Below are 22,274 nucleotides of genomic sequence, written 5' to 3' on the forward strand. Positions count from 1 at the left end.
TCCTTATTCAGCCGGCACGGCGGCAACCGAACGCGATTCCACGCGCGGCTGACGAGCGACGGTCATCCACAGATTGTAGGCCATGATGATGCCACCCGTGAGGTAGAGCACACCGCCCAGACCACGGACCACGAACATCGGATGCATGGCGGCCACGGTGTCGGCAAAGGCGTTCACGAGGAAGCCTTGGCTGTCCACTTCGCGCCACATCAGGCCCTGCATGATCCCGGCGACCCACATCGAAGCGGCATAGAGCACGATCCCGATGGTGGAGAGCCAGAAGTGCCAGCTGACCAATTTCAGCGAGTAGAGCCCTTCACGCGCCCACAGACGCGGCACGAGGAAGTAGAGCATGCCGAAGGTGATCATGCCGTTCCAGCCGAGCGCACCCGAGTGCACGTGACCGATCGTCCAGTCGGTGTAGTGCGACAGCGAGTTCACCGCCTTGATCGACATCATCGGGCCTTCGAAGGTCGACATGCCGTAGAAGCCGACCGACACCACCATCATGCGGATGATCGGATCGGTGCGCAGCTTGTCCCATGCGCCCGAGAGCGTCATCAGACCGTTGATCATGCCACCCCAGGAGGGCATCCACAGGATCACCGAGAAGGTCATGCCCAGCGTCGAGGCCCAGTCGGGCAGCGCCGTGTAGTGCAGGTGGTGCGGACCGGCCCAGATATACAGGAAGATCAGCGCCCAGAAGTGCACGATCGACAGCTTGTAGGAGTAGACCGGACGTTCAGCCTGCTTCGGCACGAAGTAATACATCATGCCCAGGAAGCCTGCGGTCAGGAAGAAGCCCACCGCGTTGTGGCCGTACCACCACTGCGTCATCGCGTCCTGCACGCCCGAGAAGACCTGAACCGACTTCGAACCGAAGAACGAGACCGGGATCGACAGGTTGTTCACGATGTGCAGCATCGCGATGGTCACGATGAAGGACAGGTAGAACCAGTTGGCGACGTAGATATGGGGTTCCTTGCGCTTGAAGATCGTGCCGAGGAAGGCCAGCAGATAAGCGACCCAGACGATCGTCAGCCAGATGTCGACATACCATTCCGGCTCGGCATATTCCTTCGACTGCGTTGCGCCGAGGATGTAGCCGGTCGCAGCGAGCACGATGAACAGGTTATAGCCCCAGAACACGAACCAGCCGAGGCCGTTGCCACCGAACAGCCGCGCTGCCGAGGTGCGCTGCACCACGTAGAACGACGATGCGATCAGCGCGTTGCCACCGAAAGCGAAAATCACCGCCGACGTGTGCAGCGGGCGCAGTTTGCCAAAGTTCAGATAGCCCTGTGCCCATTCGAAATTGAGCGCCGGATAGGCCAGCTGGAAGGCGATAATGACGGCGACCAGGAAGCCCACGACACCCCAGAAGGTCGTCGCGATCACCCCGGCGCGAACCACGCCGTCGAAATACTCGTTCTGAGCCACCGGCTGGCGGCTCCCCATGGTGCGAAGCACCCAGATGAATGCGATGGCCGCGGCCAGCATGACCTCGACTGCATTCACCTGATAGGCAAGATCGCGCGCGTAGCCGGCCGCAATGGCGGCCAGAACCGCCACAAGGCCAAGCGCGATCAGCTTGATATAATCCCACATTTTGTGCGTCCCTTCGTCTGGTCTGCCCCTGCGGCACCCTCGTAAACCGAGAATCCTCCTGGGCTTGACTGGAGTCCTTGTGGTCCGAGGGTATGCACGATGCCTTGATCTGCATCAAATGCTCGCGATCACAGTGCGCCATTCGGTCGCAGTTATGTGATATGACGGGCACGTCCCTTGATCCGCGTCAAAGTGCGGCCGATCTCTTCGGGTTAGTCTCTGGTCTCACATGCTTATTCGCTTTTGGCGCAAGGACAGGACCCATGGCTTACAAGACACTTCTCACGATCGTCACGGATCCCAAGGCGGCCGCGACACAGATCGATACCGCAGTGGCCGTCGCCCGGCGGCGCGACGCCCATCTCGACGTGCTCTGCCTCGGCGTGGACCGCACGCAGACCGGATATTACTACGCGGGCGCGACCGCCTTCGTGCAACAGGAAACGATGGACCGTGCGCAGGACGATGCGCGCAATGCCGAGACCGCGGTGCGCGCGCGGCTCGAAGCCGAAGATATCCGCTGGGGCGTCGATGCGGTCGTCTCGCAAATCGGCGCGATGCCGACCGTTGTCGGGCAACGCGCCCGCTTCGCCGATCTGGTCGTGATGGGCCGCCCCTATGGCGAGGGCCGCGGGCCGGAAATCGAGGCCGCGGTCGAAGCCGCGCTCTTCGAGGGTCAGGTTCCGGTCGCGATCGTGCCCGACGGGTATAACGGCGACATGCCCGCCAAGCGCGTCGTTATCGCGTGGAATCAATCGCATGAGGCGATGCGTGCGGTCCGCGCCGCCCTGCCCGTTCTGAAATCCGCCGATCTGGTCGATATCACCGTGATCGACCCGCCCGCGCATGGGCCCGAGCGCTCCGATCCCGGCGGCCAACTCAGCCAGATGCTGGCGCGTCACGGCGTCCATGCTGAGGTGTCGGTGCTAGCCAAGACGATGCCGCGCGTGTCGGACGTGCTCAACCGTCATGTCAGCGACAGCGAAGCCGATGCGATCGTGATGGGGGCTTACGGCCATTCGCGCTTCCGCGAAGCGATCTTGGGCGGGGCGACGCGCCACATGCTCGAGATGGCCGAGGTTCCGGTGATCATGGCGCACTGAGCGCGCCACCTTTCTGAACGGATGACGGCGCCTCTCGGGGCGCCGTTTTCATGACCCGAGGTCGGTCTTTATGCCCTTCGCCTTGCCGAGCTTGCGGCAATAGCTGGCCCAGTCGCGGAAGTCCTGCGAGAAGGCCGCCATCTTGCCGCGCCCACGCCAGTCGTCGAAGCTTTCACGCTGATGACCCGCCACCCAGATGGCGGCATCTGCGCGCCCTTCAGCCTCGGCCTGCTTGATCGCCGCGCCTCGCCAGATCATCCCCGCCCGGTCGAGCTTTTCCGCCCGCGCGGGATCGGACATCATCGTGCCGACGCCGTGAAACAGGCCTGAGCATTGCGCCATGCTCTGCGACAATGGCTGTGCCACACTCAGGCCTGGAACGGCAACGAGGAAGAAACAAGTAAACAGGATACGCATAAGACCTTCCTCGATGCTGCCTCCCCTTATTTACCTACCGACAGTGCCGAAACCGAGGCAGAACCCGCACGAATTCGCGACCTTGTCGCGACATCCCTGCCCTGCGCGGAACCCCGGTCGGGCTGACGGGTTGGCTGGTTAAATAAAGACCGGAGCCCCACAATGACCCGCCGCATCATCCTGCCCGCCCTTCTCGCCAGCCTCGCCCTGCTCGCCGCCTGTCAGGAGATGACGCCGAAACAAGACGGGGCGATGCCCAAGACGCTGCCGGAGGGCATGGTCGGGCGCTGGGGGCTGACGAAGGCCGATTGCGACAGCTCACGCGATGACAACAAGGGGCTGATGGTGGTGAAGCCGGACAGCCTGCAATTCTACGAGTCGCAGGCCAAACTCGCCGAGATCGACAGCGCGACCGATCGCGTGGTGCGGGCGCGGTGGAATTTTACCGGTGAAGGAGAAAAATGGCAGCGCGACATCGTGCTGACCCTGTCGAGTACGGGCATCTACCTCTCGCGTCAGGATATCACGCGGGACTCGATGAAGCCCCTCACCTATCGGCAGTGCGTGTCTCCCTGATCGGACGGATGCTCAGATGAGGAAACCGCCGTCGCTGTCATCGCCCGCTTCCAGCAGCAGCCGGTCCATATCCGGCACGGTGACATGGCGCTTGCCTTGCAGCTCGATCACCCCGTCGCGTTTCAGCGCGGACATCTGACGGCTCACCGTCTCGAGCGTCAGCCCGAGGTAATCGGCCATCGCCTCGCGCGTCAGCGGCAGATCGAACACCATCTGCCGGGCGCTGGGGCTCATGTTGATCGACGCATCGCGCCGCGCCACGATCGACAGCAGCGAGGCGATCTTCTCGCGCGCGGTCTTGCGGCCCAGAAGCAGCATCCATTCGCGCGCCGCGTCCAATTCGTCGAGCGTCATCTGCAACAGGCGCTGCGCGATATGGGGCGTGCGCTCCATCATCTCCTCGAAGGGCTTGCGGCGGAAGCAGCACATCAGAATGTCGGTGGTCGCGGTCACATTATAAGCGGCACGGTTGCGCCCGGGACGGCCCACGAAATCCGAAGGCAGCAAAAGGCCAACCATCTGCGTGCGCCCGTCCTCGAGCGTCTGCGTCAGAGTCGCGATGCCCGAGACGACCGAGGCCACGAAATCCATCTGGTCGCCGGCCCAGATAATCGTCTGGCCTGCCTCGAAACTCCGGTAATATTTGATCTTCTCAAGCTGTTCGAGCTCGTCTGCATCGCATCGTGCGCACACAGCGCGATGTTGGATCGGGCAGTCTCCGCAGGCGAGCGAAGCAGGCTGAACGTCATCATGTGCCATGTGGATATTGCTTGATCTGGGTCAAATTCTGTTGCGCGTCTTACATCTAAAGATACGCCTATGGAACAGGAATCGCAACTGACCCGGCTCGGGCTCTTCGACGCACGGGTGCCCCGCTACACAAGCTACCCCACCGCCCCCCATTTCGCGGGCGATGTCGGGCCGATGGAATTCGCGCACTGGATCGAAGCGATCCCCGAAGGTGCGTCGATCTCTCTTTATATGCACGTGCCGTTTTGCCGACGGCTGTGCTGGTTCTGCGCCTGCCGCACGCAAGGCACGCAAAGCGAAGAACCGGTGCGCGCCTATGCCGAAACGCTGCTGGCCGAACTGCGTCTTTTCAAGGAACGCTTGGCCCCCGGCGTCACGCTGTCGCGACTGCATTGGGGCGGCGGCACGCCGACGCTGATGCCCGCCGAGATGATGCGTCGCCTCGCCGATGCGGTCTTCGACGCGGTGCCCATGGGCGAAGGTGCGGAATTCTCGGTCGAGATCGACCCGAATGAGATCGACGCCGAGCGCATCGACGCGCTGGTGGAATCGGGCATGAACCGCGCCTCGATCGGGGTGCAGGATTTCGACCCGCAAATCCAAGGCGTTATCGGGCGCGATCAGAGCTACGAGATCACCAAGGCCGCGGTCGACATGATTCGCGAACGCGATGTCGCGAGCCTCAACGCCGATATCCTCTACGGGCTTCCGCACCAGACGCCGACGAAGATCGCGGACTCGGTGCAGAAGCTACTGTCTCTCGGTCCCGACCGGGTGGCGCTTTACGGCTACGCGCATGTGCCGTGGATGGCGCGCCGCCAGACCATGATCCCGTCGGATCACCTGCCCACTCCGCAGGAACGCCTGAAGCTGTTCGAGGTGGCGCGCGAGTTGTTCGTGGCCGACGGTTATGACGAGATCGGCATCGACCATTTCGCCCTGCCGACCGACGGTCTCTCGATCGCGCAGAGGGCAGGCAAGCTGCGGCGCAATTTCCAGGGCTATACCGACGATCAGGCCGAAGCGCTGGTCGGGCTCGGCGCTTCGTCGATCTCGCGCTTCCCGCAAGGCTATGCGCAGAACGCACCCGCCACCTCGGCCCATACCGCGGCGATCCGGGCGGATCGGTTCTCGACCTCGCGCGGGCACCGCTTCACCGCGGATGACAAGATGCGTGCGCGGCTGATCGAGGCGCTGATGTGCGATTTCGAAGTGAGCGCAGCGGAGCTGGTGCAGGACTTCGGCGCCGACCCGGAAGAGTTGTCCGCGCTGTTCGCCACCTGCGCCGAGCATTTCGGCGATATGGTTCAGGTGAGCGCGGAGGGGCTGCGCATTCCGATCAAGGCACGCCCATTGACCCGGATGATCGCACGCCATTTCGATGCCTATGATCTGTCGAAAGCCGGGCATAGCTCGGCGATCTGATCGAAGGGAAGAGGGACGAGAGAGGGGTCGCGGCGGCGGCCCCTTTTCTTTGCGCGCAGTCATCCGGGGCCGCGCCCGCCGCGTACCGCCCTGAATGAAGATGCGCCGCAAATCCGACCTGCCGACCAAGCTCTGTGCCACCTGTGGCCGCCCCTTCGCGTGGCGCAAGAAATGGGCCCGGGATTGGGAGAGCGTGCGCTACTGCTCGGAACGCTGCCGGAGATCAGCAAAGACCGAACCGCCGAGGCGAAATCGCGGCGATTGATTTATCATACCACATGGTATATTAATTCCCCATGACCGCTACGCCAGCCCCATCGCGCCGTGGCCGCCCGCGCCGCAAACCGGAGGATCAGGACGCCCGAAAGGCGCTGATCCAAGCGGGGCTCGCACAATTGACCGAGCGCGGCTACGCGAGCGTCGCCCTCGACGAGATCACCGCCGCCGCCGGTGTCACCAAGGGCAGCTTTTATCATTACTTCCCGACGAAGGCGGCCTTCGGCGCGACCCTGATCGACGCCTATGGCGCCTATTTCGAAGACAAGCTCCGCCGCGCCTTCGACCGCACCGACCTCAGCCCCTTCACCCGGCTCACTGCCTTCACCGAAGAAGCCGAGGCAGGCATGGCGCGGTTCGATTTTCGCCGTGGCTGCCTGATCGGCAATCTCGGTCAGGAGATGGGCAGCCTGCCCGAGGCGTTCCGCACCCGCCTAATCGCGGTCTTCGAGCGCTGGCAAAGCCTCACCGCGACTTGCCTACGTGACGCGCAAGCGGCAGGCGAGATCGGCCCCGATCACGACCCCGACGCCCTCGCAGAGCTGTTCTGGACCGGTTGGGAAGGCGCGGTCCTGCGCACCAAACTTCAACGCAACCCCGAGCCGCTGCGCCGTTTTACCGACGGCTTCCTGCGGCTCGCCCGAAGCTGAAAGGATACCCCATGGTCAAAGCCATTCTGATCGAGAAACCCGAAGAGACCCAGAGCGCCGCGCTCAAGGAGATCGACCTGCCCGATCTGGCCGAGGGCCAGGTTGCCGTCGACGTCGCCTACTCGACGCTGAACTACAAGGACGCCCTGGCGATCACCGGCGCGGGCCCCGTGGTGCGCAGCTTCCCGATGGTGCCGGGCATCGACTGCTCGGGCATCGTGGCCGACAGCAAGCATCCCGATTTCGCGAAGGGCGACCGGGTCGTGCTCAACGGCTGGGGCGTGGGCGAGAAGCACTGGGGCGGGCTGGCAGAGCGCGCCCATCTGAAAGGCGACTGGTTGGTGAAACTGCCCGACGGGATCTCCTTGCGTCAGGCGATGGCGATCGGCACCGCGGGCTACACCGCGATGCTCTGCGTGATGGCGCTCGAGGCGCATGGCGTGACGCCCGAGAGCGGCGAGGTCGTCGTGACCGGCGCGACCGGCGGCGTGGGCAGCGTGGCAACGGCGCTTCTGGGCAAGCTGGGCTACACCGTTGCCGCCGTGACCGGACGCCCCGAAGAGGAACAGTACCTCAAGGGCCTCGGCGCTTCCTCGATCGTTCCGCGCGAGGATGTCTCTGGCAAACCGCGCCCGCTGAACAAGGAACGCTGGGCCGGGGCTGTCGACGTGGTCGGCGGCGAAGTGCTCGCCAATGTCCTGTCGATGATGACCTATCGCGGCACCGTTGCGTCCTGCGGCCTGGCGGGCTCGATGAACCTGCCGACCTCCGTAGCCCCCTTCATCCTGCGCGGCGTGACGCTCGCAGGCGTCGACAGCGTGATGTGCCCGCTCAAAGACCGCGTCGAGGCATGGGGTCGCCTGGCCGCCGATCTCGACATGGACAAGCTCGCCACGATGGAGACCGAGGTCGCACTGGAAGAGGTGATTGCAACCGCGCCGAAATTCCTCGAAGGAAAGATCCGCGGGCGGATCGTCGTTCCGATCGCACCTGACCTCGGCTGATTACGGCAAACAATGCTGTCTTTTCTGATCCTCGCGCTCGCCGGTCTCGCGGCGGGGGCTTTGAATGCGGTCGCGGGCGGCGGGACGTTCCTGTCCTTCCCCGCGCTTGTCTGGACCGGCGTGCCGCCGATCACCGCGAATGCGACCGCGACGCTGGCGGCCCTGCCCGGCTATCTGTCGAGCGCTTGGGCCTTTCGCCACGAGCTGCGCCACAAGGGCCCGATGGCGCTGCGCACGATTCTGATCGCGGCCGTCGCGGGCGGCTTCCTCGGCGCGCTGCTGCTGCTGATAACGCCGGAGAAACTGTTCGCTGGCGTGGTCCCGTGGCTGTTGCTGCTGGCGACGGCGGCCTTCGCTTTCGGGCCGTTGCTGCTGAAGGCGCTGCAACGCTCGGGCCGCACGATGGGCGCCGCGTCCGCCTTTGCCCTCCTGATGGCGGTGACGATCTACGGCGGCTATTTCAACGGCGGGCTCGGGATCATGCTGCTCGCCGCCCTCGGCCTGATCGGGTTTACCGATCTGCACGCGATGAACGGGCTGAAAAACCTCGTCTCGGCGGTGCTGTCGCTGGTGTCGGTCGTGACCTATGCGGTGGCCGGGCTGATCGACTGGCAGGCGGTCGTGGTGCTGGGCATCGCGAGCGCCATCGGCGGCTATCTGGGCGCGCATCTGTCGAAGCGGATCACGAATATGGCGCTGCTGCGCGGCTTCATCATCGCGGTCGGGCTGGTGATGGCGGCGGTCTTCTTTGCACGCGGCTAACCCAGCCAGAGCGCCGAGCCGAACATCTTGCGCAACAGCCCCGTCTGGCCGCTGACACCCGCGCGGGCGTAGATCTGCTTCGAGGTCGAGCGCGCGGTCTCCAGCGTCCAGCCGAGCTGATCCGCCGCCTCGCGCAGCGTTGCCCCATCGCACAGAAGCGCCGCAAGCCGCGCCTCGGAGCGGTTGAGATCGAGCGCGCCCGCGATCCGCGCGACTGGCAAAGCTTCGGCCCGCGGCATGTCCCGCAGATGACCGATCAAGGCGGAACTGCCCTGCCATTGTCCCGGCGCGAGCCGGAGAACACCCCGCCCGTCATGACCAAGCGGGATCGGTCGGACGACCTCCCGCCCCTCTCCAAGTGCAGCAAGGTTCTGACGGAAGCGCAGCGCGGCGTCGGGATCGGCGAATTCCGGGCGCGCGCCCATGCGCAGCCGCAACCAGCCTTGCGCGTCGAACACCGCCGCCACGCGCGCGTCGAATGCGAGCACCGTGCCCGCAGGCGTCAGCACCACCCAGCCCGCGCCGAGCGCTTCCGCAGCCTCAGTATCACGCGCAGCACGGGCCCGCTCGCTACCGAGCGCCTCGCGGATCATCATCGCCTGCCCCAAATGCGGCGCGAGCGTCGAGAGCGCCAGCGCCTCTGCCGCGCGAAAATCCCGATGCGGGCGCGCGATCATCAACACAGCCTGACCCGCCGCCCCCGCCGCAACTTTCAGCGCGCGGAGCGGCCCGGGCCATTCGATATCGCCCGGGAGGTCGATCTGCGAATAGACACGGTCCAGACGCATCGGATGCAGACGAGCGGCATCGGGCAAGGCAATCCTGCCAACCTGCCAGCCTGCGCCCTCCCCCTCATTCGCGAGAATCTGAACCGCCGCGCCCTCGGCATGAGCCACCGCACAAAGCCGCTCGAGAAAGCGCACCCAGCCCGACTTTCCCACCTCACTCGCCGCCGCGAAGAGCGCGTTGATCAACAGTGTGTTTTCGGACTGACCCAACATAAGCCATATTTACCCCCCATTTGGGGGGTTATCCAGCAAAACCCGAGGCCTATATCTTGGAAAACCGCGTTCAGACAGAGACCTCCCTCATGAACAAGACCCTGACTCACCTGCAGCGGCTCGAAGCCGAAAGCATTCACATCCTGCGCGAAGTCGTGGCCGAAGCCGATAATCCGGTCATGCTCTATTCCGTCGGCAAGGACAGCGCGGTGATGCTGCATCTCGCGAAAAAAGCCTTCTACCCGTCGCCGCCGCCCTTCCCGCTGATGCATGTCGACACGACGTGGAAATTCCAGGCGATGTACAATCTGCGCGACAAGGCCGCGAAGGATGCGGGGATGGAGCTGATCGTGCACCAGAACCCCGAGGCGAAGGCCAAGGGGATCAACCCGTTCGATCACGGCTCGCTGCATACCGACATGTGGAAGACCGAAGGTCTCAAACAGGCGCTGGACAAACACGGCTTCGACGTAGCCTTCGGCGGCGCGCGCCGCGACGAGGAGAAATCCCGCGCGAAGGAACGCGTCTTCTCGTTCCGCTCGGCCAATCACCGCTGGGACCCGAAGAACCAGCGCCCCGAGCTTTGGCGCCTCTACAACGCCAAGAAGGCCAAGGGCGAAAGCGTCCGCGTCTTCCCGATCTCGAACTGGACCGAGCTGGACATCTGGCAATATATCCACCTCGAAGGGATCGAGATCGTCCCGCTCTATTTCTCGGCCCCGCGCCCGACGGTGGAACGCGACGGGCTGATCCTGATGGTCGATGACGACCGCTTCCCGCTGCGTGATGGCGAGGAGCCGAAGATGCGCTCGGTGCGCTTCCGCACGCTGGGCTGCTACCCGCTGACCGGCGCCGTCGAGAGCGAGGCGCAGACCCTTCCGGAAGTCATTCAGGAAATGCTGCTGACCACCACCTCCGAGCGTCAGGGCCGCGCGATCGACCACGATCAGAGCGCCTCGATGGAGAAGAAAAAACAGGAAGGCTACTTCTGAGCCTTCCCCTCCCGAGCCGCACGCGCGCCTTCATTTCCACCCTATCAGGTGAGCCGACATGACGACCAACGATCCGATCTACAAGACCGACGCGCTGATTGCGCAGGATATCGACGCCTATCTCGAGGCGCATCAACACAAGACCATGCTGCGCTTCATCACCTGCGGCTCAGTCGATGACGGGAAATCGACGCTGATCGGGCGGCTGCTCTATGACAGCAAGATGATTTTCGAGGATCAGCTGGCGGCCCTTGAAGCCGACTCCAAGCGCGTCGGCACCCAAGGCCAGGAGATCGACTTCGCGCTACTGGTCGACGGTCTCGCCGCCGAGCGCGAGCAGGGCATCACCATCGACGTGGCCTACCGCTTCTTCGCAACCGAGAAGCGCAAGTTCATCGTCGCGGACACGCCCGGCCACGAGCAATACACCCGCAACATGGTCACCGGCGCTTCGACCGCCGATCTGGCCGTGATCCTGATCGACGCGCGCAAAGGTGTGCTGACTCAGACGCGGCGCCACTCCTATCTCGTCCACCAGCTGGGCATCCGCCATATTGTGCTGGCCGTGAACAAGATGGACCTCGTCGATTACGATCAGGCGACCTTCGACGAGATCGTGGCCGATTACAAAACCTTCGCCGACAGCATCGGCATCGAAGGCTTCACCCCGATCCCGATCTCGGGCTTCAAGGGCGACAACATCACCGGCCCGAGCGAGAACACCCCTTGGTACAAAGGCCCCTCGCTGCTGCCCTATCTCGAAGCGGTCGAAGTGGACGTGACCTCCGATCAGGAGCGTCCCTTCCGCATGCCGGTGCAATGGGTGAACCGCCCGAACCTCGACTTCCGCGGCTTCTCGGGCCTGATCGCCTCGGGCACCGTGAAACCGGGCGATGAAGTCCGCGTGCTGCCCTCGGGCAAGACCTCGAAAGTCGCGCGGATCGTCAGCTTGGAGGGCGACCGCGACACGGCGGTGGCGGGCGAATCCACGACGATCACGCTCGCCGACGAGATCGACTGCTCGCGCGGTCAGGTCATCGTTGCCGCGAAAGAGCCGCTGGAAGTCGCCGATCAGTTCGAATCCACACTCGTCTGGATGGACGAGACCGAACTGGTGCCGGGCCGCGCCTATTGGCTGAAGATCGGCACGCAGACGGTTTCGGCGACCGTCCACGAGCCGAAATACGAGGTGAACGTCAACACGCAGGAGCATCTGGCGACGAAGACGCTGGACCTGAACGCGATCGGCGTGGCCAACATCACCACCGACCGCGAGATCCCCTTCGCGCCCTATGGCGAGAACCGCGATCTGGGCGGGTTCATCCTGATCGACAAAATGACCAACCAGACGGCGGCTGCGGGGATGATCAACTTCGCGCTGCGCCGGGCTCAGAACATCCACTGGCAGGCGACCGATATCGGGCGCGAGCATCATGCCAACATGAAGCACCAGAAACCCGCCGTGGTCTGGCTGACGGGCCTCTCGGGCTCGGGCAAATCGACCATCGCCAATATCGTCGAGAAGAAGCTGGCGCGGATGAACCGCCACACCTTCCTGCTCGACGGCGACAACGTCCGCCATGGCCTGAACAAGGATCTGGGCTTCACCGAGGCCGACCGCGTGGAGAACATCCGCCGCGTCGGCGAGGTCGCGAAGCTGATGACCGATGCGGGCCTCATCGTGGTCACGGCCTTCATCTCGCCCTTCCGCTCCGAGCGCGACATGGTCCGCGCGATGATGCAGCCGGGCGAATTCCTCGAAGTCTTCGTGGACACGCCGCTGGAAGTGGCCGAGGCGCGCGACGTGAAGGGGCTTTATGCCAAGGCCCGCGCCGGTCAGCTGAAAAACTTCACCGGCATCGACTCGCCCTATGAGGCGCCCGAGAATGCCGAGATGCGGATCGACACCACCGCGATCAGCCCCGAGGAAGCGGCCGATCTGATCATCGAGCGGCTCATTCCGTAAGCGGTTACATCCGCTGCCCCAAATCACGCGAACGTGCGGCCCTCCCGGTGGCCGCACGTTTTCGTTTTGGCCTTGACCTCGCTCGGGGGCGCGCCCCAACCTGCGCGAAATAACGCCAGCAGAAAGAAGCCCGAATGCCGATCGAAAACGTGCACTTCAGCGAACTCGAATATTCCCGCCGGATCGCGCTCGTGCGTGCTGCGATGGCGCAACGCGAGATCGACATTCTCTTCATCACCAACCCCTCGAACCAGTTCTGGCTGACGGGCTATGACGGCTGGTCTTTCTACACCCATCAGGGGGTGATCCTGCCGATGGAAGGCGCGCCCTACTGGTGGGGCCGCTTCATGGATGCCAACGGTGCGCGCCGCACCGTCTGGATGGAGGAGGAAAACATCCTCCACTACAACGACGCGATGGTGCAATCCGACATCATGCACCCGATGGAAGACCTCGCCTCGCACCTGCGGATCATGGGCTACGGCAAGGCCCGGATCGGTGTCGAGATGGAGACCTATTTCTACACCGCCAAGGCCCATGCGGTCCTTTATGAAGGGCTGCCCGAGGCCACGCTTCTCGATGCCTCGGTGCTGGTGAACTGGCAGCGCCTGATCAAATCCGACGAGGAGCTGCGCTTCATGCGCCGCGCGGCGCGAATTTCCGAACTGGTGATCGAACGCGCGATGGCGCTGGCCGAGCCGGGGCTGCGCAAGCACGATCTGGTGGGCGAGCTCTATCGCACCGCCGTGCAGGGCGAGGAAGACAGCTGGGGCGACTACCCGGCCATCGTGCCGATGCTGCCCTCGGGCCCCGACGCCTCCGCGCCGCATCTGACATGGAACGGCGAGGCGCTGAAGGCGGGCGAGGCGACCTTTGTCGAACAATCGGGCTGCTACCGCCGGTATCACGCGCCGCTCTGCCGCACCGTGTTCCTCGGCAAACCGCCGCAACACATGATCGACGCATCCGAGGCGCTGACCGAGGGGCTGAACGCCGGGATCGAGGTCGCCCGCGCCGGCAACCGCGCCTGCGATATCGCGCGCGCGCTGAATGTCGAGCTTGCGAAGGTCGGCATCGAACGCCCCAACCGTGCGGGCTACGCGGTGGGCTGCTCCTACCCGCCGGATTGGGGCGAGCACACCGTCTCGATCCGCGACACCGACGAGACGATCCTTGAACCCGGCATGACCTTCCACTTCATGCCCGGCCTCTGGATGGACCATTGGGGAATGGAGACGACGGAGACCATCGTGATCACCGAGGACGGCCCCGCCATGCCCCTGTGCAACGTCGAGCGCAAACTGTTCATCAAGGACTGAACCTATGCGCATCGACACCACCCGCGCGATCCTCTCGGACCTGATCGCCTACCCGACGATTTCGACCGACAGCAACCTGCCGATCATCCACTATATCGCGGACCGGCTGGAAACCGTCGGCGCGGCGGTGGAAGTGATGGTCGATGAGAGCGGCCACAAAGCGAACCTCTTCGCCACACTGGGCGCGCCACGCGACGGCGGGCTGGTGCTGTCGGGCCATTCCGACGTGGTGCCGGTCACCGATCAGGACTGGACCAGCGATCCCTTCACCATGACCGAGCGTGACGGCAAGCTCTACGGGCGCGGCGCCTGCGACATGAAAGGGTTCATCGCGGCCTGTCTCGGCTCGCTCGATCTGCTGGCCGAAGCCGCGAAAACCCGCCCGATCCATTTCGCCTTCACTCATGACGAGGAAGTCGGCTGTCTGGGCGCGCAGGAACTGGTGAAGCTGCTCGCGAAACGCCCGGTCAAACCCGCGCTTTGCATCATCGGCGAGCCGACTTCGATGCAGGTCTTCGACGGCAACAAGGGCTGCTGCGAATATACCGTGCGCTTCGAGGGCCTGCCGGGCCACAGCTCCGCCCCCGAGAAGGGCGTGAACGCGGTCGAATACGCAGTGCGCTACATCAACCGGCTCTTCGAGCTGCGCGCCGAACTGGTAAAGCGCTGCCCCGAAGGCTCGCGCTTCGACCCGCCGCAGACGACGCTGAACGTGGGCGCGCTGAAAGGCGGCATCTCGCATAACGTGATCGCGCCCCGCGCCGAACTGGCCTGGGAGATGCGCCCGATCAACGCCGCCGACATGGAGTTCGTCAAAGGCGAGATCGCGAGCTACGTCGAAGACACGCTGCTGCCAGAGATGCGCGCGATCGCGCCCGAGGCCGGGATCGCTACCGAGACCATCGGCGAGGTCGTCGGGCTCGAGCCGATGGACGACAATGCCGCGCGTGATCTGGTCTTCGCGCTGACCGGCCAGAACCACGCAGGCTGCGTCGCCTTCAACACCGAGGCCGGGCTGTTCCAGTCGCTCGGGATGGATGCGGTGATCTGTGGGCCGGGTTCGATCGAGCAGGCCCACAAGGCCGACGAGTTCGTCTCGCTCGAGCAGATGGATCAGGCGCTGACGATGCTGGGAAGGCTCGCCAGCGCCCGAACCTGACCGCTCTTACGCGGCGGCTTGTCGCACAGGGGTGGCGGCGGTCTCGCGGTAATGCGCCTGGGCTGCGGCAACCCCGCTGCCCAGCTCCACCGGCAGACCGAGATCGACCATCGCCATCTCGGCCGTGGCCAGCCCCGAGAGCGCCATCACATCGGTCATCAGGCCCAGATGCCCGATGCGGAACACCTTGCCCGCGACATCGCCCAGCCCGCCCCCGAAGGCCACGCCATAAGTATTCAGCGCCTGCGCCACGATCCGGGCCGCGTCGAACCCGTCCGGCGCACGCACCGCACTGACGCTGTTGGAGTAGAGATCGGGCGAGACGGCGCAAAGCTCCATCCCCCAGGCCGCCACCGCGCGGCGCACACCTTCCGCGATCCGGGCATGGCGGGCGAAGACATTGCCCAGCCCTTCTTCCAGCAGCATGTCGCAGGACGCTTTCAGCCCGTTCAGCATCCCCACCGGCGGCGTGTAGGGATAACCGTTGGCCGCGTAGCCCGTGCGCATGTCGCGAATGTCGAAGAAGCAGCGCGGCAGCTTCGCGCCCTCGACCGCCTCCAGCGCCTTTTGCGAGAACCCGGTGATGGCGAGGCCCGGCGGCAGCATGAAGCCCTTCTGGCTGCCGGTGACCGCGACATCGACGCCCCAGTCATCCATCCGGAACTCCATCGACCCGATCGAGCTGACGCCATCCACGAAGAAAAGCGCCGGATGCCCTGCCGCATCCATCGCGCGCCGGATGCCCGCGACATCCGAGGTCACGCCGGTCGCGGTCTCGTTATGTGTGGCGAGCACCGCCTTGATCTGGTGGCCCGTATCGGCGCTGAGGATGTCCGCGAAACGCTCGACCGGGATGCCCTCGCCCCATGCGACGCTCACCACCTCGACTTCCAGCCGGTAGCGTTGGCACATGTCGATCCATTTATGGCTGAACATTCCGTTGCGGCAGGCCAGAACCTTGTCGCCGGGCGAAAGCGTATTGGTGATCGCGGTCTCCCAGCCGCCGGTGCCAGTCGCGGGGAAGACGAAGGCCTCGCCCGTGGTCGTCTTGAGCACCTTCTTCACACCGTCCAGCGCCGGGTGGATGATATCGGCGAAACCGGGGCTGCGATGATCCATCGTCGGAATATCGACGGCTTTGCGCAGCGCCTCGGGGATGTTGGTCGGGCCCGGAATGAAAACGGGATTGAGATGGATCATGACGCCTCCTCCATGTGTCGGAAGCGTTTCTACCATGGCGCAGTTGACCCTGAAATTTTTACGGCTCGTGGGCGTTTGCATCGCGTTGGTCGATAATCATCAAGGAATTCAGTGCTTTGATTTTTTCACACAGTGAAATTAAATTTTGTTTTATACTGCATAAGATATTTTCTTTTCGCAGCTCAGAGGTGCGCCCGATGACCACGCCCCGCCGAAAGGGCCGCCCGAAAGGCTTCAACACCGACCCCGCGCAGGGCACGATCCTCGCGTTGGACCGGGCGCTCGACGTGCTGGACCTGCTGGCGCGGCATGGCGGGCTGTCGCTCAGCGCCATCGCGCGCGAGTTGGACCAGTCTCCGGCAACGATGCACCGCGTTCTGGCCACGTTGCATGCCCGCGATTTCGTGGAGCCCGAGGCGCAGGACTGGCATATCGGCCCGGCGGCCTTCCGCATCGGCTCGGCCTTCCTGAGGCGCACCAATGTCTTCGAGCGCGCGCGGCCGCTGATGCAGGATCTGATGCGCGCGACCGGAGAGACGTCAAATCTGGGTGTCGAGCGGGCGGGACAGGTGCTGTTTACCGGGCAGGTGGAGACGCATGATCCGATCCGGGCGTTCTTCCCGCCGGGCACGGTCGCGCCGCTGCACGCGTCGGGCATCGGCAAGGCGCTTCTGAGCACCTACGCGCCGGACCAGCTCGACCAGCTCCTCGCGGATTACGATTTCGCGCGATTCAATGACCGCACCATCGGCGATGCGCCGACGCTACGCGCCGAATTGGCGCGGGTCACGGCGCAGGGCTACGCGGTGGACGATGAGGAACGCACGCTCGGGATGCGCTGCATCGCCGCGCCGATCTTCGACGCACATGGTGACGCGGTGGCGGGGATTTCAGTCTCCGGCCCCGTGCAGCGGATTCCCGATAGCCGCCTGCCCGCGCTCGGGCAAGCGGTCGTCGAGGCCGCGAAAGCGATCAGCCACCGGATCGGCGCGGCTTAATTCAGCCGTTGACCGGTTTTCGGATCGAAGAGATGCAGGTCCTCGGCGTTCACCGACAGCCGCACCTGCCCCACAGCTTCCTTCTCCATATGCACGCCCGGCAGCGCCGCGGTCATTGCCTCGCCGCGCCCTTCCAGCGTGCCGTGCAGGAGCGTATTCGCGCCCAGCGGCTCGGACAGGGTAACATTCAGCGTCAGCGGCCCGTTGCCGTCGGGATGCAGGTGTTCGGGCCGGATCCCGAGGCTGACCGGGCGATCGGGCAGATCGGTCGGGCCGAGCGTGACATGGCCCAGCATCACCTGACCGCCGCGCACCTCGGCATCGATGATGTTCATCGACGGGCTGCCGATGAACTGCGCCGCGAAGATGGTCACGGGGCGCTCATAGACTTCGAGCGGCGTGCCGATCTGCTCGGCCACACCGCCGTTCATCACGATCATCCGGTCGGCCATGGTCATCGCCTCGACCTGATCGTGGGTCACGTAAAGCGCGGTCACGCCAAGCTTTCGCTGCAGCTCGCGGATTTCGACGCGCATCTGCACCCGCAGCTTGGCGTCGAGGTTGGACAGCGGCTCGTCGAACAGGAAGACCGAGGGCTCACGCACGATGGCGCGGCCCATCGCGACCCGCTGACGCTGCCCGCCCGACAACTCGCGCGGCTTGCGCTCGAGATAGTCCGACAGCTGCAACAGCTTCGCAGCCTCATCGACGCGTCGCTTGATCTCGGGTTTCGCCATGCCCGCGATCTTCAGGCCGTAGCCCATATTCTGGCGCACCGACATATGCGGGTAGAGCGCGTAGTTCTGGAACACCATCGCGATGTCGCGATCCATCGGCTCGCGCTCGTTCACGCGGGCTTCGCCGATACGGATCTCGCCCTCGGAGATGCTCTCCAGCCCCGCGACCATGCGCAGAAGCGTCGATTTCCCGCAGCCGGAAGGACCGACGATGACGATGAATTCGCCATCCTGGATGTCGATCGAGACCCCGTGCAGAACCTCGGTCTTGCCGAAACGTTTCTTGATATTTTCGAGTTCAACGGTCGCCATTGTCTGCCCTTATTTCTCGCTGTCCACGAGGCCGCGAATGAAGAGTTTCTGCATCGAGATCACCACGATCACCGGCGGGATCATCGCGAGGATCGAGGTCGCCATGATGACCGGCCAATCGGCGATATCGTCGCCCGACGGGAACATCTGCTTGAGCCCCATGACGATGGTGTTCATCTCGGGATTGGTGGTGATGAGAAGCGGCCAGAGATACTGGTTCCAGCCATAGATGAAGAGGATCACGAAGAGCGCCGCGATATTCGTGCGGCTCATCGGCAGCAGGATATCGAAGAAGAAGCGCATCGGGCGCGCGCCGTCGACGCGGGCGGCCTCGGCCAGCTCGTCGGGCACCGTCAGGAAGAACTGCCGGAACAGGAAGGTCGCCGTGGCCGACGCGATCAGGGGCAGGATCAGGCCGGAATAGCTGTTGAGCATCCCGAATCCCGCGACCACCTCGTAGGTCGGCACGATCCGCACCTCGACCGGCAGCATCAGCGTGATGAAGATCATCCAGAAGAAGAAGCGCCGCCCCGGAAAGCGGAAATAGACGATTGCGAAGGCCGACAAGAGCGAGATCGCAATCTTGCCGAGCGCGATCCCCAACGCCATGACCAGCGAGTTCACCAGCATCGTCGCGACCGGCACGTTCACCCCGGAGAACAGCGCATCCGAATAGTTCTCGATCAGGTGCGAGCCCGGCATCACCGGCATCGGCGCCTGAGCGATCTCTTGCTGCGTGTGGGTCGAGGCCACGAAGGCCAGCCAGATCGGGAAGAAGATCACCAGCACGCCCGCGATCATCAGCACATGGGTCAACCAAAGGCCCGAGCCGCGCTTTTCCACCATGCCCGGGGGCGGTTCGTTGTGCATGTCAGCCATTAGTAATGCACCCGCTTCTCGACGAATTTGAATTGCAGCACCGTCAGGAAGCCCACGACCACGAGCAGCACCACGGATTGCGCGGCGGAGCTGCCGAGATCCTGGCCCACGAACCCGTCGGCATAGACCTTGTAGACGAGGATCGTGGTCGCCTGTTGCGGCCCGCCGGACGTGATCGTGTGGATCACGCCGAAGGTCTCGAAGAAGGCGTAGACGATGTTGACGACCAGCAGGAAGAAGGTCGTGGGCGACAGGAGCGGCAGCACGATCGTGAAGAAGCGCCGCCAGAACCGCGCCCCGTCGATCGCCGCCGCTTCGATCACCGATTTCGGCACCGCTTGCAGCGCCGCGAAATAGAACAGGAAGTTGTAGCTGATCCGCCCCCAGGCCGACGCCACGACGACGAGTCCCATCGCCTCATGCTCGTTGAGCACATGGTTCCAGTCGTAACCCATCTGGTTGAGATAGAAGGCGACCACACCGATCCGCGTGTTGAACATGAACAGCCACAGCACACCGGCCACGGCGGGTGCGACCGCATAGGGCCAGATCAGCAGCGTGCGATAGGTCCCCGCCCCTTTCACCAGCCGATCCGCCAGCACCGCGAGGAACAGCGCCGGGATCATCGAGACCAGTGTCACGAGGGTCGAGAACACCGCCGTCGTCACGAAGGACGCGCGGTAATAGGGGTCGTTGAACAGGTATTCGAAATTGCCGAGGCCCACATACTGCATCGACAGGCCGAACGGATCGGGGATGAACAGCGATTGCCACACCGCCTCGCCCGCCGGGTAGAAGAAGAACACGCCCGAGACGATCAACTGCGGCGCAAGCAGCAGCATCGGCAAGAGCCAGCCCTTGAAGGTTACGCGTTTTTCCATATCGGGATCGGGGCCTTCGAATAGAAATAGCCACGGGCAGGTTTCCCCCGCCCGCGGCCGGATTTGGGTTAGCGGTTGGCTTGCTCGAAGCGGCGCAGCAACTGGTTGCCACGCTCCACCGCGTTGTCGAGCGCGTCCTGAGCGGTCTTGTCACCGGCCCAGACAGCTTCCAGTTCCTCGTCGATGATGCCGCGGATCTGGTCGAAGTTGCCCAGACGGATGCCCTTCGAGTTCTCGGTCGGCGCATTCGCGGTCATCTGCTTCACAGCCACATCGGTGCCGGGGTTCGCGTCATAGAAGCCCTGCTCGCGGGTCAGGTCCGCCGCAGCCTTGGTGATCGGCAGGTAGCCGGTGTCCTGGTGCCACTTCGCCTGCACTTCCGGCGAGGAGAGATAGCTCAGGAACTCGGCGACACCCTTGTAATGGCTGTCTTCCTTGCCCGACATCACCCAAAGCGAAGCGCCCCCGATGATGGTGTTCTGCGGCGCACCGTCCACGTCACCCCAATAGGGCAGCGGGTGCACTTCGAAGTTGAACTTGGCTTCGGACTTGATGCCCGCGTAACCGGCCGAGCTCTCGGTGAAGAGCGCGCAGGTGCCAGCGCGGAAATCGGCGCCACCTTCGTTGCGGCGGCCCTTGTAGACGAACTCGCCCTTCTTGGCCCAGTCACCCAGCGTCTGGATATGCTTGACCTGAACGGGGCCGTTGAATTCCAGCTTCGCGTCGAGACCGGCGAAGCCGTTCTCTTGGCTGGCGAACGGCACGTTGTGATAGGCCGAGAGGTTCTCGAGCTGGATCCAGCTCTGCCATGCGGTGGTCATCGGGCAATCGACGCCCGAAGCCTTCAACTGGTCGAGCACCTTGCCGACATCTTCCCAGGTGGTCAGCGGCGCATCCTTGGCCACGCCTGCCTCGTCGAGCATGTCGCGGTTGACCCAGAGAACCGGCGTAGAGGAGTTGAAGGGCAGCGACAGCATCTTGCCGTCGGTGGTGGTGTAATAGCCCTTCACCGCACCGATATAATCGTCGGGATTGAAGTCGACGCCCGCGTCTTCCATCACCTGATAGACCGGCTTGATCGCGCCCTTGGCGGCCATCATCGTCGCCGTGCCGACCTCGAACACCATCAGGATGTCGGGCTGCTCACCGGCGCGGAAAGCCGCGATCCCGGCGTTCAGCGTTTCCGAGTAGTTGCCCTTGTTGGTCGCCACGACCTCATACTGGTCCTGGCTGGCATTGAAGTCCTTGACCTGCTGATCGACGAGCTCGCCGAGACGGCCGGTAAAGGCGTGCCAGAACTGGATTTCCGTCGCTGCATTGGCCGTGAAGGGCGCAATGAGCGAGGCCGACGCAAGCGCCGCACCGAGTGCAAAATTCTTCATGTCTTCCTCCCATATGTAGCGGGATTCATTGTTGGATGGATCTGAGGCCCCAAGCGAAGCCTCCGCGCTACGCGGCGTAGTGTGCGGATGTAACAGGAACAAAACAAGAGAGTGATTTCGTTTTCGCTTTGACGCTCGGTCGCGTTACCCGATGCGGAGCCGAGCCTCCTCAATCCCTATTTTTCATAGGAATTTCGAAGTTCCTCGAAGTTAGGCCGATCCATTGCTCACGATTTTGTGAAGCGCATTTTTGCGCGCTTCGACCAAAACCGAACAAAAACCGACAGCTCCGCGCAACGGCCGAGCATGTTTCGCCCCGCCCCCGCGGCGCTTTGCCGAATCCCTCCGATTTGCTAGCCTGTTGAAATGGTTCAACTCAGTTCGGATCATTGTCATGTTCGTTGCGTCGTATCAGTTTTCTGCCTTTCCGATCCTTGCCGCCGCAGGGATCGCCCTCGCATCGACGGGCGCTGCCTTTGCCCAAAGCTCCGGTGAAGGTCCCGCCCTGCGATGGGATCAGGCCGAATGCCTGCGCGATCATGCAACCGACTACCTCGAGCAACGGGCATTCCCGTCAATCCTCTTCGTGGGCTTCTGCAAAGACGGGGTTTTCGACCCCACCGCAGCGGAGATCGCACAGGGAACGAGCCGCAATTCCGCCATCGACTCGGAAGGTCTGCCGCGTTTGCAATCTGGCGCGGTCATCCCCGCCAATCCCAAGGCGGCGGTGCTCGTGTTGACCCGTGCGCAGCTCGAATGCCTGCGCGACAGTTTCGACAGCGTCGCGCGCAAGCAGGTCGCGAAGCTCGACGAGACGACCGAAATTCCGGTGGCCGAGCTTGATTTCTCGGGATGCCCGCAGTGAGCGCGGGACAGA

The 22,274-nt window shown here is 63.8% G+C and carries 22 protein-coding genes; 13 read left to right on the forward strand and 9 right to left on the reverse strand.

What is annotated here, in order from left to right; translation table 11 throughout:
* Positions 1-3: 3 nt before the first annotated feature.
* Complete coding sequence (gene ccoN, locus AKL02_RS15615) at positions 4-1,608, reverse strand: cytochrome-c oxidase, cbb3-type subunit I (RefSeq protein ID WP_078520406.1); 1,605 nt, start codon at positions 1,606-1,608, stop codon at positions 4-6.
* A gap of 263 nt (positions 1,609-1,871) precedes the next feature.
* Here ccoN and AKL02_RS15620 point away from each other — a divergent pair, with 263 nt between their 5' ends.
* Positions 1,872-2,711, forward strand: a complete 840-nt coding sequence (locus tag AKL02_RS15620; RefSeq protein WP_078520407.1) for a universal stress protein — start codon at positions 1,872-1,874, stop codon at positions 2,709-2,711.
* Positions 2,712-2,759: 48 nt separating this feature from the next.
* On the opposite strand, the gene AKL02_RS15625 is transcribed toward AKL02_RS15620, so the two are convergent.
* Positions 2,760-3,128, reverse strand: coding sequence for a hypothetical protein (locus AKL02_RS15625; protein ID WP_133051928.1), 369 nt, complete (start codon positions 3,126-3,128; stop codon positions 2,760-2,762).
* A 162-nt stretch (positions 3,129-3,290) separates the two neighbouring features.
* On the opposite strand from AKL02_RS15625, the gene AKL02_RS15630 reads away from it, so the two are divergent.
* A complete protein-coding gene (locus AKL02_RS15630) occupies positions 3,291-3,704 on the forward strand; it encodes a hypothetical protein (protein WP_083075998.1) in 414 nt (137 codons plus the stop codon).
* A gap of 12 nt (positions 3,705-3,716) precedes the next feature.
* Here AKL02_RS15630 and fnrL read toward each other — a convergent pair whose 3' ends face one another.
* Positions 3,717-4,463 carry a transcriptional regulator FnrL gene (gene fnrL, locus AKL02_RS15635; RefSeq protein WP_078541984.1) on the reverse strand — a complete coding sequence of 249 codons (747 nt, stop codon included), beginning with the start codon at positions 4,461-4,463 and terminating at the stop codon, positions 3,717-3,719.
* A gap of 60 nt (positions 4,464-4,523) precedes the next feature.
* Here fnrL and hemN point away from each other — a divergent pair, with 60 nt between their 5' ends.
* The 5 genes from hemN to AKL02_RS15660 all read left to right on the forward strand — a co-directional run bounded on the left by hemN (position 4,524) and on the right by AKL02_RS15660 (position 8,571).
* A complete protein-coding gene (hemN, locus tag AKL02_RS15640; protein WP_083075995.1) occupies positions 4,524-5,879 on the forward strand; it encodes an oxygen-independent coproporphyrinogen III oxidase in 1,356 nt (451 codons plus the stop codon).
* Positions 5,880-5,979: 100 nt separating this feature from the next.
* The gene (locus tag AKL02_RS15645; protein WP_232621794.1) at positions 5,980-6,144 is read left to right on the forward strand and encodes a DUF2256 domain-containing protein; all 165 of its coding nucleotides are present in this window, start codon (positions 5,980-5,982) and stop codon (positions 6,142-6,144) included.
* Positions 6,145-6,175: 31 nt separating this feature from the next.
* Positions 6,176-6,805, forward strand: a complete 630-nt coding sequence (acuR, locus tag AKL02_RS15650) for an acrylate utilization transcriptional regulator AcuR (protein WP_083075990.1) — start codon at positions 6,176-6,178, stop codon at positions 6,803-6,805.
* Positions 6,806-6,816: 11 nt separating this feature from the next.
* Positions 6,817-7,809 (forward strand): acrylyl-CoA reductase (NADPH), encoded by a 993-nt coding sequence (gene acuI / locus AKL02_RS15655; RefSeq protein ID WP_083075987.1) that lies wholly within the window; start codon positions 6,817-6,819, stop codon positions 7,807-7,809.
* 12 nt (positions 7,810-7,821) lie between these two features.
* Entirely contained in the window at positions 7,822-8,571 is a 750-nt protein-coding gene (locus AKL02_RS15660; protein ID WP_083075973.1) for a sulfite exporter TauE/SafE family protein, read from the forward strand.
* Here AKL02_RS15660 and AKL02_RS15665 read toward each other — a convergent pair.
* Positions 8,568-9,545 (reverse strand): helix-turn-helix transcriptional regulator, encoded by a 978-nt coding sequence (locus AKL02_RS15665; protein ID WP_133051927.1) that lies wholly within the window; start codon positions 9,543-9,545, stop codon positions 8,568-8,570. The two genes, AKL02_RS15660 and AKL02_RS15665, sit on opposite strands and share 4 nt — an antisense overlap.
* A gap of 83 nt (positions 9,546-9,628) precedes the next feature.
* On the opposite strand from AKL02_RS15665, the gene cysD reads away from it, so the two are divergent.
* The 4 genes from cysD (at position 9,629) to argE (ending at position 15,008) form a co-directional block, all read left to right on the forward strand.
* Positions 9,629-10,564, forward strand: a complete 936-nt coding sequence (gene cysD / locus AKL02_RS15670) for a sulfate adenylyltransferase subunit CysD (protein ID WP_256365665.1) — start codon at positions 9,629-9,631, stop codon at positions 10,562-10,564.
* A 58-nt stretch (positions 10,565-10,622) separates the two neighbouring features.
* Positions 10,623-12,530, forward strand: coding sequence for a sulfate adenylyltransferase subunit CysN (gene cysN, locus AKL02_RS15675; RefSeq protein ID WP_078520417.1), 1,908 nt, complete (start codon positions 10,623-10,625; stop codon positions 12,528-12,530).
* Between the two features lie 134 nt (positions 12,531-12,664).
* Positions 12,665-13,849, forward strand: a complete 1,185-nt coding sequence (locus tag AKL02_RS15680) for a M24 family metallopeptidase (RefSeq protein ID WP_083075956.1) — start codon at positions 12,665-12,667, stop codon at positions 13,847-13,849.
* A gap of 4 nt (positions 13,850-13,853) precedes the next feature.
* A complete protein-coding gene (gene argE, locus AKL02_RS15685) occupies positions 13,854-15,008 on the forward strand; it encodes an acetylornithine deacetylase (RefSeq protein WP_078520419.1) in 1,155 nt (384 codons plus the stop codon).
* A 6-nt stretch (positions 15,009-15,014) separates the two neighbouring features.
* Here the strand turns inward: argE and bhcA are convergent, their stop codons facing one another.
* The gene (bhcA, locus tag AKL02_RS15690) at positions 15,015-16,208 is read right to left on the reverse strand and encodes an L-aspartate--glyoxylate aminotransferase BhcA (RefSeq protein ID WP_083075953.1); all 1,194 of its coding nucleotides are present in this window, start codon (positions 16,206-16,208) and stop codon (positions 15,015-15,017) included.
* Positions 16,209-16,405: 197 nt separating this feature from the next.
* Here bhcA and bhcR point away from each other — a divergent pair, with 197 nt between their 5' ends.
* Complete coding sequence (bhcR, locus tag AKL02_RS15695) at positions 16,406-17,206, forward strand: HTH-type transcriptional regulator BhcR (protein ID WP_083075950.1); 801 nt, start codon at positions 16,406-16,408, stop codon at positions 17,204-17,206.
* Here the strand turns inward: bhcR and AKL02_RS15700 are convergent.
* The 4 genes from AKL02_RS15700 to ugpB all read right to left on the reverse strand — a co-directional run bounded on the left by AKL02_RS15700 (position 17,203) and on the right by ugpB (position 21,397).
* The gene (locus AKL02_RS15700; protein ID WP_083075936.1) at positions 17,203-18,255 is read right to left on the reverse strand and encodes an ABC transporter ATP-binding protein; all 1,053 of its coding nucleotides are present in this window, start codon (positions 18,253-18,255) and stop codon (positions 17,203-17,205) included. The two genes, bhcR and AKL02_RS15700, sit on opposite strands and share 4 nt — an antisense overlap.
* Positions 18,256-18,264: 9 nt before the next feature.
* Positions 18,265-19,101: a sn-glycerol-3-phosphate ABC transporter permease UgpE gene (gene ugpE / locus AKL02_RS15705; RefSeq protein WP_075774334.1), complete on the reverse strand. Its 837-nt coding sequence runs from the start codon at positions 19,099-19,101 to the stop codon at positions 18,265-18,267.
* A gap of 32 nt (positions 19,102-19,133) precedes the next feature.
* Positions 19,134-20,015, reverse strand: a complete 882-nt coding sequence (ugpA, locus tag AKL02_RS15710) for a sn-glycerol-3-phosphate ABC transporter permease UgpA (RefSeq protein ID WP_078520423.1) — start codon at positions 20,013-20,015, stop codon at positions 19,134-19,136.
* Between the two features lie 68 nt (positions 20,016-20,083).
* Positions 20,084-21,397, reverse strand: a complete 1,314-nt coding sequence (ugpB, locus tag AKL02_RS15715; RefSeq protein WP_083075933.1) for a sn-glycerol-3-phosphate ABC transporter substrate-binding protein UgpB — start codon at positions 21,395-21,397, stop codon at positions 20,084-20,086.
* A 250-nt stretch (positions 21,398-21,647) separates the two neighbouring features.
* On the opposite strand from ugpB, the gene AKL02_RS15720 reads away from it, so the two are divergent.
* Entirely contained in the window at positions 21,648-22,262 is a 615-nt protein-coding gene (locus tag AKL02_RS15720) for a hypothetical protein (protein WP_133051926.1), read from the forward strand.
* Positions 22,263-22,274: the final 12 nt, after the last annotated feature.

The sequence above is a fragment of the Thioclava electrotropha genome, from assembly GCF_002085925.2.
GTDB classification, from domain to species: domain Bacteria; phylum Pseudomonadota; class Alphaproteobacteria; order Rhodobacterales; family Rhodobacteraceae; genus Thioclava; species Thioclava electrotropha.